The following is an 11,968-nucleotide window of genomic DNA, read 5'->3' on the forward strand; positions in this document are numbered from 1 at the left end:
GAAACGTTTGGTACAGCAATTGAGTTGTAGATATTACATCGTTTTTTAGTCGTTTACGATTACAAGTTATAATTAATTTTACATCCATAATACATACGATTTTTTACCTAGTAAGAAAAGCTTGTCTTAAGTTTTTATTCAGTTTTTTGGGATTAACTGGGCTTTTTTGAATCGCAAAACAGCACTAATTCTAGTTTTTAATCTATATAATTGCATTAATTGGGATTGTTAATTTGTGCAAAATATACAAATTTGCAATAAAAAATTTGTTAGCTTCTTAGTTCTTTAGTTGGTGGTAGCAATTATGTACGACTCTATTTGGAAAGGGAGTTTTTTTTCTAGACATAAGTATGGGCTTATCAACCCAAATATTTACAATAATGTAATTTCGTGTAATTTATTATTATTAATAATGCTGTAATAATCGCATCTACCGTTGAAACAAAGGACAGAAAATGGAACGTCGGGCATTTATCAAGTCATCTGTGTTATTGAGCACCTCTGGTATGTTGATGACTTCAAAGTCATTTATAGCTCACTCAAAGGCTTCTGAGTTTAGATATACTGAACGATTGAGCGAGCAGAAATTATCATTGAGCAAGTTAGATTACCCCACAAGTTTAGTAGAAAACCCGCAACAAAAAATCGTCAAAGTAAGGCTCAAGCCAAGGGTCGCAAGACGGTACTCAAACAAGACCTATATTTTATTTGAATCTTCGAACAGCATTTACATGTATGACGAAGATGGCAGAAAAATAAGTGAAATACCATTGGTGGTGCACGTTAAGGATTTTGCAATTGATGAAAAGCGACAGCGTATATTTGTTATAGGTGAAACCACTTTTACCGTATATACGCTCGACTTTAACGGAGAAATACTTGGTAGTTTTGGTGAGTTTGGCGTTGAGCTTAAACATCAGCTTAGTGGCATTAAATCGATAACATGTGACAAAGCGGGTCATATCCATATTCTTAACACCTACTCCAATAATATTAAGAAGTTTGACAGCCAAGGCGTATATTTGATGAGTTATGCGCCAACAAGTTTTACTAATCGGCCTAAATTACTCTCAATTGATGGTTATGATTTTATAGAAGTTGTGGGTGGAAAATTTGCAGACACAGTCTATAAGTTCGATATTTCAGGTCGATTTATAGGTTAAGTGCAATGAGCACCAATATAGGGACGCATAATAATCCAGTGGCTTTTGCTAAGTTAGCTTTAAACTGCGATTTTACAGCGTTGAAAGAGGAAGTATTAGCATTAAATGAGCTGACTTGGTACTCACATGTTAACTCCTCTGGATTTTCAGGACATTGGAACGTATTGCCACTCTATGCCAATCAAGCCCACGTTAATGCACACCCGATCCTCCAGTGTTTTTCAATTGAAGAACAGAACGCTCAATTTGCTCCCTTACCAATCATGAATAGGCTTCCCATATTGAAAAGCTTCCTAGCCCAATTTAAATGCTCGTTTAAGTCGATAAGGTTAATGCGTTTAGAGGCTGGTAGTCATATCTTGCCACACAGAGATCACCACTTGTCGATGGAATATGGAGAGGCGCGGATACATGTGCCAATCGCCGGTGCAGAACAAGTTGAGTTTGTCGTAAACAACCGGATCGTACCGATGAAGTGCAATGAAGTATGGTATCTCAATGCGGATTTAGAACACAGTGTTTCTAACCTAGGAGCTGAAGCGAGAATCAATTTGGTTATTGATTGTAAAGTAGGTGTTTGGCTGAAAAATTTAATAGAAAGTTCCGAGCAAAAGTTTTAATGCTGCATATACTCAATAGGTGCACAAAAGAGGATAAGGAAAATGGTGCAATTTACCATACCAGAAGGGCTACACATACGCCCATCAAAGGCAACTGATAAACCATTTATCGAAAAGCTGCATAGAGAAGTAAGAGAGGATTTGCAGTGTATTGATGGCGAGCGTGATTTTATTGAATCAATCGTCGAGATGCAGCTAAAAGCGCAAACTCAAGGCTATGGTGCTCAGTTTCCCAATGCGATGTATTTCATTATTGAAAAACACGGTGAACCTATTGGCAAAGCCACTTTAGATTTTGGTCACAATGAGATCCGTTTGATCGATATCGGTTTTTTAATTGCTGCGCGAGGCCACGGTTTTGGTCGCGCTATTATACAGTCGTTTCAGCATTGCGCCGCACAGTCGGCTGTTCCTCTTACATTGGCGGTTCTGAGCCACAACATAGCCGCTAAACGCTTGTATTTAGAGCTTGGCTTTCAAGTGATGGAAGTGCAAACGCCCCATGAGTTGCTCATTTGGTACCCCCCGGCAATGAAAAGCATTGTTGGTGTATAACGCAGGCAATCACAGCAATTATGGTTGATCAGAAGTTTTAAAAAATAGACGCAGAGTAGCAAGCAATGACAAAAGTGACACAAGAGTTAATGCATTCGTTAGTTGGTGAAGAGGTCGAGGTGTTTTCAACACAAAACGAGCAGTTAGTTGGCAAATTAGCGATTAGTAATGTTGAAGATGGCCGCATAGACACTGATGAGTTTACCTCATTTTGTATCTCGCTAAAGGGAGACCCAAGCAACCAGCTTCCGCAAGACAACTATCTTTTTAAGCATAGTGCGTTTGGTGAATATCCGATGTTTATGAGTATTTATGATCAAGATAAATATCAGATAGTTATTTCACGTAGACGTGTTCAAGAAGTGGGTTAAACCCAAGTCAAAGTTAAGGAGTGGTTTTTATGGTTAATCCTTATTTAGGCATGATGCAAATGATTGCCTTCAACTTTCCACCTGTGCATTGGGCGGCGTGTAATGGTGCGTTGATACCAGTCAATGACAATCCCGCCTTGTTCTCCTTGTTGTCAGATACATTTGGCGGTGACGCAAGGACGAATTTTGCGTTACCCGATATGCGTGGCCGAACGCCAGTTTTTCCAGGAAAGTATGACATTTTTCAACAAGGGCAAAAAGGTGGCATTGAGGAAGTTACGCTCAATAATGCTCAGACAGGGCACAGTCACGATTTTCAAGTTGATTCCTTAGAAGGCGATAGCTTTTTACCTTTCAGTAATGCAAATCCAACTGCTCGATACACGATTTCTACGGCTAATACGCAATTCCCAACAGGCGTGAAGAAGTTTTATGCGCAAAACTCTGGTGGGCTTGATACGTTGTCGTCACAAAGTATTCAAACCGTTGGTGAAAATGCGCCTCATACTAATTTACAGCCGTCTACTGTAATTGGCTTTGTCATTGCGCTTAACGGCGCGTACCCGCCACGAAACTAATTAAAGGAGCAGAGTATGAGTGATGCATATTTAGGTGAAATTCGCATGTTTGCAGGCGTATATTCCCCCTACCATTGGTCTTATTGTGCCGGACAGTTGCAGGCAATCACAGACAACGAGTCTTTGTTTAGCTTGTTGGGCTCAAATTATGGGGGAGATGGGCGTACCACTTATGGGCTACCCGATATGCGCGGGCGGGTCCCTGTGGGGGATGGTCAGGGCCCGGGATTAACTAACCGAGCTTTGGGACAGAGGTATGGCGTTGAGCGAGTCGTGCTATCGGAGAGCCAACTGCCAGCACATAGCCACCCAGTGCAAGTAACAAGTGCCACTTCAGAGCTACAAGCACCAATAGATGGGCAGTCATATATTGGCAGTGAGTTGCATTTTTTACCCGACACAACGGCGGGTCTAGAAACCAATCCATTTAGTGCAAGAGCGATCGGCACAGCTGGTGGAGACGAGTCCCATGAAAACCGTATGCCAATGCTCTACCTTGGCTTTATTATTTGTATGAACGGCCTCTATCCGTCACGTAACTAAAAGGAGAATTAAAATGGATCCATTTATTGGTCAGGTTGATATGTTGCCTTACACCTTTGCTCCCGTTAGCTATGCGTTTTGTGATGGCCAATTTGTCGATATATCTCAAAATCAGGCGTTGTTTGCTGTGATAGGTACGACTTATGGTGGCAATGGTCAAACAAACATGCAGTTACCAGATTTACAAGGTCGAACGCCAACCATGTTTGGCACTGGGCCCGGTTTATCTCCGGGCGATTTGGGAAATCGAGTTGGGTTGCCCGATGTGGTGTTATTGGAAAGCGAACTGCCTACTCATACCCATGAATTAAATGCGGGTAAAACCATTAAAGATGGCCTTGTTGATAGGTCAAATGGTACGGGGTTATTGTCAGCAGCAAGGGCAACAACCGGTGGTGTAGCCCGAGTTTATTCTTCTGATGACTTAGGAGGCTCAAATATTACTTTGAATTCTCAAGCAATATTGAGCAATGGCCAAAATCAAGCTCATGAAAATAGACAACCGTATCTTGCAATACAGTTTTGCCTTTGTATGGACGGTATTTTTCCACCGCGAAGTTAGATGAGCTGTTTGTAGTGAAGTTTATATTTTGTTTCATGGTGTTCTTAAGTATTGGAGCTACTGCTAAAAGTGGCTCCAAGGCACCCTTTATCAACTTCATAAATAATAATGAAACAATACAATTGTATTCAACAAGCCAGAAGAATATTTACAACAGTAATATTGGACTGCAATTTTACCTCAATGAAAAAATGCTTGTTAAAGTAAATAATGAGCAAAAAAAGCACTTAGAACGAATAGAATCAATCTTAAGTTTGCAGGTACTTGCCAATGATCGACTTAACGAAATTGTACTTGTTACGCCGACGCAAGACGAATTTTTGTCGACTTATGAATCAATCAGCCGCTTGAATGGCGCTTTTGTGCAGCCGGATTTTGCCATCGTTCGGTCTCCCCAAATACAAAAGCGCAAGGTTAATAATCACGCAAGTTCGCAAACTATACAGCGCCTGCGAAATTATCAATGCAATTCATCGATAAAACCCAGTCGCATCGCCATCATAGATGATGGCTTTAATTTGTCTGAATCCGCATTTTCACTTTTTAATGTTCTACTTGCCTATGACGCGGATAGCCAAAATATCATTTCTGCCAAAACAAAATCAGAAGCGACACATGGCAACATGATTGCCAGTGTTATTGCACATCAGCTGAAATTTAAAACAAAAAATAAGACGAAAGTAGACGCGGAACTCGTTGCCATTAAGCAAGCGAGTACGCTTAACTCGGCGATGATTTTGGCGTTTAGTATCTCTTTGAAAATGAATGTAGACATTATAAACAGCAGCTGGACTTTGCCTTTTGTTTCTCAGTTGCTTTCAGAGGTCATTGAGCAAGGGTTAAATCATGGTGGCGTAGCCTATGTGGTCGTATCGGCTGGCAACCATGGGAAGGATGCATGTATCGGTAATAAACTATCTGAAGTCAAGGGAGTAACAACGGTCGGAGCGCTGTCGGGTGACGGCACTTTGGCTCCATTTTCGAATTTTGGCAGGTGTGTTGATCTGTACGCGCCTGCGACATTATCTCTGAAAAAAAAGAACACAAGTTTTATAGCCAGTGGTACTTCCACTGCTGCAGCTTTGGTAACAGGGGAGCTTTCCTACTTGCTTAGCTGTGGTCTATCGAGCAGTGAAATTGGGTTCAATAATAATAATTAACTTTAAGCTTGTTTGATTGTTGAGTGGTGTTATCCAGCCGCTCGCAAAGGAGTAGAGACATGCAAGGGTATCGGGAACAGGGTTACGGAAGGGCAGGTGATAAATCTGATTTCGTTAACATTGATTTTGCAAGTGAATATAGTGAGAATTTTCCTAAAATTCTTCAAGCATTAGGTATTTCGTTGGTAGTTTCAAGCTACCAGTCACATGCAGTCATGTTGCTTCGCAGTCGGGCTGATGCGCTTAGCTGTAGCGTTAAGAAGTTTGTTCGGCCAATGGGCATTTGTGTGAGTGAAGATCGCTTTTTAGTAAGCACAGTCAATCGCATTGTGAATTTTAAATCGAGTGATATGTCTCGCGATAGCGTTTGCCGTGGAGAGTTAGACGATTTGGATTCGCTGGCCAGCAAGCTGCAAGACGAAGAGCGTGATACTTCCTCGTTTAAGCAATTAAGAGCGGAGCAGATTAGTGCAATCAAACAATGCGATAAATTATTTACTGAGCGCTCTTCTCTTACAACGGGCACCCTGAATACCCATGATATCGCCTGGGGAGATGAAGGCTTGTGGGTCGTGAATTCGAGTTTTTCTTGTCTTGCCACAGTGTCGTCTGAATCTGGCTTTACAGCGCGATGGAAACCGCATTTTATCAGTGAGTTAAAAGCTGAGGATCGCTGTCATCTAAACGGCATGGCGATGCAAAATGGCCGTCCCAAATATGTAACCACTTTTAATACACAAGATAGTCAAGATTCTTGGCGTACTGAGCAAAATGGTACGTTGATAGATGTGGATAGCAATGAAATATTGTTAAGTGGATTATCAATGCCGCACTCACCTAGATGTGACGATGGATTTGTTTACTTGTGTAATTCGGGTTTAGGCGAAGTTATTAGTTACAACCCGGATACCCGTGAAGTGTCAACAGTTTGCACTTTACCTGGATTTACCCGCGGACTGTCATTTTTTGGTGACTTAATGCTGGTTGCTACCAGCCAAGTTCGCGCATCTAAGGTTTTCAGCGATATCCCATTGACGGCGGCGCACACCCAAACGGATACGGTGTGTGGAATATGGATAGTAAATAAACATAACGGACAAACCCTATCAAAACTGCAATTTAAAGGTGATGTAAGTCAGCTTTATGATCTGAGCATTATTCCCAACTCTACGTTTCCCGAAATGGTCAGTGGTGATGATGCTATTTCTGCGCACTTGTACGATTTTACGAAGGAAGTATTGAAATGAAAAAGCTTGATATGACCACCTCAATACTGGGAGTCGTGATCCCTTCTCTTGTTGCTGCGAATCCGCCTTCAGATATTTCAGAGAGCTATTTTTCATCCAGCCATAAAGTGCCGACGCTAGATACGATTAAAGTGAGTGATGATACACACTTTCATTCTGCTGAGAATGAAATACCTATTCAGGTGTTTAACATCGCTCAGCAGACAAGTTCAAAATCGCGTGATGGAGAAGATGCGAAAGCCGCGACACTGGCATTTTTAGCTGAGCAAGGGCTACTTAGTAGTGAGGGGATGAACTCCACGCAAGTCAGTGGTGAAGTTAGTATTGCTAAAGAACTTGCGGCATCTTGTAGAGTGTCATTTGGCTGTACGTCGGCCTATCTCAGTAAAGATAGCTGTGAGGCTGGCCCCGGTGGAGGAGTCTGGTTTCCTGATACTGATGACTGTACCGTTGCTGCTGCGCCAGATCCTGATATCAACTTAAGAGGGAACAACCAAACCATCACCTCTGGGGATACCACACCGAGTGCCAGTGACCACACAGATTTTGGTTCACATCAAACTGGTGCAAGTAATTTTACTCGTACGTTTACCATCGAAAATGTGATTGCAAGTTCTACGTTAACTTTAAGTGGATCGCCACTAGTTAGTATTTCTGCATCAAATGACTTTTCCATTTCGAGCCAACCGGGGTCTAGTTCACTAAACGGCGTAACGAGTACAACCTTTGTCGTTCAACTTGATCCGACAACGGTAGGCTCTCCTGAAGCAACGGTGACGATAACCAGCAATGATCCCAATGAAGGCACATATACCTTTAAAGTGGGTGCAACAGTGACTGCGGCAAACACAGCTCCCGTTGTCGATCTAGATTCAGCTGCTGGGGGCAGTGATAGATCTTCTGCGTTTTCTGAAGGAAGTGGCGGAGTTGGCATTACTAATAGCGCCAGCGTGACCGATGCAGAGTCAGATACCATTAAGACAATCACGGTTTCATTGACCAATGATCAAGATGGTGCTTCTGAAGGACTCAATGTAACTGGAGCCGCTCAAAATGCCTTAAATGGCATTTCAGGAAAATCAGATGTCACATTGCAAGATACCATTTCAATTACTGGGGCAACCGCGACGCTTGCTCAAGTACAAACATTTTTAGATGCGATTACTTATAACAATACATCTTCAACGCCTAATACGACTGCTAGATCTGTGACTGTGGTCGTAAATGACGGTACTGACAATAGTGTGTCACGTACTTCAACCGTCAGTGTCACGAATGTGACGTCAACGACATCGTCTGGCGCGTCATTTAATACAACAACTGGTGCCAACTTAAATCCAGCTATTTTGTTTACCAGTGAAAATGAAACTCTGACAATTGCGCAAACGTCCCATGCATCGGGCTCAACCGCAGATGGCGGCGGTGGGACCGACACCCTAGCTGTTTCAGACAGTGTCGATATCAGTGGCCTTACTACCTTAACCAATTTTGAGACTTTATCAGCTGCAAACAACGGCAATCTGACCTTAAGCGAATCCCAGCATGAATCTTTCACCACGATCAATGGCGATGGCACAAACCAGTTCACGCTTTCCAGTGCCAATGGCAATGGCGAATTAACCGGTGATCCCGATATTGAAACATATGTGCTAAATGCTGCTATGACATTTAGTTTGGGCAGCGCATCGCAAAATGTAACGGGCAGTAGCTCCAATGATGTTATAAATGTCGCAGCGTTAACCCCAACAGGAACACTTAACGCAGGTGGAGGCACAGGAGATACGCTGCGTCTTTCAAATGGGTCAAATATTGCTGGGGCTACGATATCAAATGCAGAAGTGCTAGAGCTTAACTCCGGTGCTTCTGTCACTATGACCGAAGCTCAGCATGACAGTTTTAGCTCTGTTACAGCTTCGGGCACTGACACGATCACTATCTCTGCGGCGACAGATGGGTTAACTGGCAATGCGGCAATTGAATCTTACATTCTGTCAGTCGCAAACTCGTTTACACTAGGTGCTGCGAGCCAAAATGTTACAGGCAGTACGAATAATGACACGGTTACTGTGGGCACCTTGGTTGCGACAGGAACGCTTGCTGGTGGTTCAGGCACCGATACGCTTTCTATAGGGAATGGCGGTAGTATTGCTGCAGCCACGGTATCTGGTTTTGAAAATCTTACATTGTCTAGCGGGGCATCGGCGAGTTTCACCGCAGCCCAATTATCGCAATTTTCTGGGACAGTAACGGCGGCAGGCACAGAAACAATGTCGATAAGTGGGGATGGGAACATTGCGACAGTTTCGGGGGTCGAGAATTACACAGTCAATGACGATACCACAAACTCAAGAACCGTCACGCTTAGCGCTGCCGGGCACTCGGTAACCGCAACAAGTAGTAGTGATGCAATTACATTTGACGTTGGTACACTCACTTTTACAGGCACTCTCACCGGCGATAATACAGTTGCAGATACGCTCAGTATGTCCAATGGTGCCAACATCAGTGGCGCTACGATAACAAATATTACCAATTTGTCTTTAGTGACAGGTGCCTCGGTAACTATGACTGCGTCCCAAAACCAGAGCTTTAGCGGTTCAATCACGGCTGCTGGCACCGAAACGATCAACATCACAGGAGATGGAGATATAACGGTGCTTTCGGGCATTGAGAATTATGTAATCGGTGATGACAGCTCAAATACAAGGACAGTCAATGTAGGCGCGACAACCAGTGCAACTGCAACTTCATCTAGTGACGCGGTTACTTTTAATATCGCTGGAAATACTTTTACGGGCAGTCTCACTGGTGACGCGACGGTTGCTGATATTGTGTTGGCAAGTGATGGCGCAGATACTACTGGGGCGAGCTTTAGTAGCGTTGGCACGCTGTCACTTGCAAGTGGTGCTACAGTGACCCTTGATGCACAGAACATCAGCGATTTTTCAACAGCGATTAGTGGTGCCGCGGGGAGCGAAAGCTTGCAATTGGTAAATGGTGGCACATTTAATTTTGCCTCTACCAGTGCGTCGAGCATTGAAACGATTGCACTTGGCTCTAACAGTGTATTCTCTGTGACTATACCTGATAACTTCTCCACCAATGGTGGCAGTATCACAGTCAGCAATACGTCTGGGGCGGCCATTAGTGCTGGCGTGACAATCAACGCTTCCGCGCTTGCTGGCGATAGTCTAGTGATTGCAGCAACTGACTTAACAGGTAACGATATATTAACGGGCGGCGATAGTGCTGACACTATAAGGCCTGGTACGGGTACCGATACGATGACAGGTAATGGTGGCAACGATAATTTTATTGGTGCTGCTGCGGATCTCAATGGCGATACAATCGCCGATTTAGCAGTTGGTGATACGCTGACGATTACTGGCGTGACGGGCCTAACTACCAATAATGTACGCTTCAACGGCAACAGCACTTTACAGGTGGATGCGGATGCGACCGATTTTGCTGCCGTGGAAGTTGCACTGACGCTGTCAAACGCACCAGGTGCGGGCTTAGACTTTACAGTTGCCGATAGTGGTGCCAATACACTCATTACGCTAATTGCAGCGAATGATACTCCGGTATTCAGTTCATTGAACGGGTTGTCTACGTTTACAGAAAATGGTTCGGCAGTTGCGATTGATAGTGATGCAACCGTTGCTGATACAGAACTAGATGCGTTAAATGGTGGAAACGGAAACTACAACGGGGCGTCTTTGACAATAGCCAGAAATGGCGGGGCAAGTTCACAAGATGTTTTCGCGAACTTGAATTTACTTGGAACACTAACACAAGGGAGTTCTTTTACATACAACGGCACAAATGTTGGTACTGTGACAACCAACTCAGCCGGTACATTGGTGCTTACATTTAATGCGAGTGCAACGTCGGCTATAGTCGATGGGGTCATTCAATCTATTTCTTATGGGAATACGTCAGAAGATCCACCTTCTAGTGTAACACTTGATTATACATTTAATGATGGTACCGCCAATAGCACAGGCTCCAATCAAGCGGTAGTAAACATCACAGCGCAAAATGATGCGCCAACAGATATTGCGTTGTCAGCAAATAGTATTAATCAATCAGCCACAAGTTCAGGGGCTAATGTGGGTACGTTATCTACTACTGACGTTGATAGTGCTAACACACATAGCTACACTTTGGTAAATAGCGGGAGCAGTGCAAATGGTACCTGTTCTGCACACACAGGCAATGGTAGCTTCCAAATCAGTGGCTCTAGCTTGCAAACGCAGGCAGCCCTGAATGCTGGCGATTACATTGTTTGTGTTCAGTCAAATGATGCAACGACAACATTCCAAAAATCGTTCACTGTTACTGTGGTTGATAATGTTGCGCCCAGCGCCCCATCAACACCGGACCTAGATTCTGCTTCAGATACCGGCGGATCCAACACTGATAATGTCACTTCAGATACAACGCCTACATTTAGTGGCACAGCTGAGTCTGGCAGCACTGTTAGACTGTATAGTGATCAGTCTGGCAGTACGGTGATCGGAAGTGGCACGGCTACGGGCGGTAACTGGCAAATTACGACCAGTACGCTCTCTGCGACTACACATGCCATTACGGCAAAAGCGACGGATGCAAGCAGTAATGAGAGTAGTGCCTCTAGTGCTCTAAATGTAACCATTGACACCAGTGCGCCAAATGCACCAAGTACGCCGGATCTGTCCGCAAGTAGTGACTCTGGCACGTCAAATACAGATAATATTACCAATGATACGACGCCGACTATCACAGGTACTGGCACAACTGGTGACACAATTAACTTGTCGTCTAGCCTCGACGGTAATATTGGGAGTACTACTGTGTCTGGTGGCGCCTGGAGTATTACAGCCTCTACTTTACAGACTGGCAGCCATACCATCTCGGCGCAATCTGTCGACAATGCGGGCAATACTGCGAATTCGGCAAGTAATTTATCTTTAACTATAGATACACAAGCACCGAGCGGTCACGGTGTTTCATTTGGTGATAGCGCGTATTCAAACACCGAAAAAACAGCGGCGTCCTTTACCTTCAGTAGCGCAGAAGTGGGCGCAACATACAGCTACACCATTTCGAGCAGCAATGGTGGCACAGCGGTGACGGGCAATGGTACCGTGACGTCAGCCAGTCAGCAGTTATCCAACTTGGATTTAA

Annotated in this window: 10 protein-coding genes; all 10 read left to right on the forward strand. The window is 43.9% G+C overall.

The annotated features are described in order from the left end of the window. The first annotated feature begins 455 nt into the window (after positions 1 to 455). Positions 456 to 1,163 (forward strand): NHL repeat-containing protein, encoded by a 708-nt coding sequence (locus QNM18_RS14545; RefSeq protein WP_211011483.1) that lies wholly within the window; start codon positions 456 to 458, stop codon positions 1,161 to 1,163. A 5-nt stretch (positions 1,164 to 1,168) separates the two neighbouring features. Then, positions 1,169 to 1,783 carry an aspartyl/asparaginyl beta-hydroxylase domain-containing protein gene (locus QNM18_RS14550; RefSeq protein WP_211011482.1) on the forward strand — a complete coding sequence of 205 codons (615 nt, stop codon included), beginning with the start codon at positions 1,169 to 1,171 and terminating at the stop codon, positions 1,781 to 1,783. 42 nt (positions 1,784 to 1,825) lie between these two features. Continuing rightward, positions 1,826 to 2,338 (forward strand): GNAT family N-acetyltransferase, encoded by a 513-nt coding sequence (locus QNM18_RS14555; RefSeq protein ID WP_284137651.1) that lies wholly within the window; start codon positions 1,826 to 1,828, stop codon positions 2,336 to 2,338. A gap of 65 nt (positions 2,339 to 2,403) precedes the next feature. After that, entirely contained in the window at positions 2,404 to 2,709 is a 306-nt protein-coding gene (locus QNM18_RS14560) for a DUF6916 family protein (protein ID WP_211011480.1), read from the forward strand. 29 nt (positions 2,710 to 2,738) lie between these two features. Further along, the gene (locus QNM18_RS14565) at positions 2,739 to 3,287 is read left to right on the forward strand and encodes a phage tail protein (RefSeq protein ID WP_284137652.1); all 549 of its coding nucleotides are present in this window, start codon (positions 2,739 to 2,741) and stop codon (positions 3,285 to 3,287) included. Positions 3,288 to 3,302: 15 nt separating this feature from the next. Further along, on the forward strand, positions 3,303 to 3,830 hold the full coding sequence (locus QNM18_RS14570) for a phage tail protein (RefSeq protein ID WP_284137653.1): 528 nt from the start codon (positions 3,303 to 3,305) through the stop codon (positions 3,828 to 3,830). Positions 3,831 to 3,843: 13 nt separating this feature from the next. Continuing rightward, positions 3,844 to 4,392: a phage tail protein gene (locus tag QNM18_RS14575; protein WP_211011477.1), complete on the forward strand. Its 549-nt coding sequence runs from the start codon at positions 3,844 to 3,846 to the stop codon at positions 4,390 to 4,392. Between the two features lie 191 nt (positions 4,393 to 4,583). After that, positions 4,584 to 5,552, forward strand: a complete 969-nt coding sequence (locus QNM18_RS14580) for a S8 family peptidase (RefSeq protein ID WP_284137654.1) — start codon at positions 4,584 to 4,586, stop codon at positions 5,550 to 5,552. Between the two features lie 59 nt (positions 5,553 to 5,611). Continuing rightward, a complete protein-coding gene (locus QNM18_RS14585) occupies positions 5,612 to 6,799 on the forward strand; it encodes a TIGR03032 family protein (RefSeq protein ID WP_284137655.1) in 1,188 nt (395 codons plus the stop codon). Further along, positions 6,796 to 11,968, forward strand: a 5,173-nt coding sequence (locus tag QNM18_RS14590; protein WP_284137656.1) for a beta strand repeat-containing protein, incomplete at its 3' end; no start/stop codon positions are given. The genes QNM18_RS14585 and QNM18_RS14590, both read left to right, overlap by 4 nt.

The organism is Pseudoalteromonas obscura (genome assembly GCF_030135505.1).
Taxonomy (GTDB): domain Bacteria; phylum Pseudomonadota; class Gammaproteobacteria; order Enterobacterales; family Alteromonadaceae; genus Pseudoalteromonas; species Pseudoalteromonas obscura.

Coding starts and splice junctions, on each gene's coding strand:
- QNM18_RS14585 (WP_284137655.1), top strand. CDS start 5,612: ATGCAAGGGTATCGGGAACAGGGTTACGGAAGGGCAGGTGATAAATCT.
- QNM18_RS14560 (WP_211011480.1), top strand. CDS start 2,404: ATGACAAAAGTGACACAAGAGTTAATGCATTCGTTAGTTGGTGAAGAG.
- QNM18_RS14580 (WP_284137654.1), top strand. CDS start 4,584: ATGCTTGTTAAAGTAAATAATGAGCAAAAAAAGCACTTAGAACGAATA.
- QNM18_RS14545 (WP_211011483.1), top strand. CDS start 456: ATGGAACGTCGGGCATTTATCAAGTCATCTGTGTTATTGAGCACCTCT.
- QNM18_RS14550 (WP_211011482.1), top strand. CDS start 1,169: ATGAGCACCAATATAGGGACGCATAATAATCCAGTGGCTTTTGCTAAG.
- QNM18_RS14565 (WP_284137652.1), top strand. CDS start 2,739: ATGGTTAATCCTTATTTAGGCATGATGCAAATGATTGCCTTCAACTTT.
- QNM18_RS14570 (WP_284137653.1), top strand. CDS start 3,303: ATGAGTGATGCATATTTAGGTGAAATTCGCATGTTTGCAGGCGTATAT.
- QNM18_RS14555 (WP_284137651.1), top strand. CDS start 1,826: ATGGTGCAATTTACCATACCAGAAGGGCTACACATACGCCCATCAAAG.
- QNM18_RS14575 (WP_211011477.1), top strand. CDS start 3,844: ATGGATCCATTTATTGGTCAGGTTGATATGTTGCCTTACACCTTTGCT.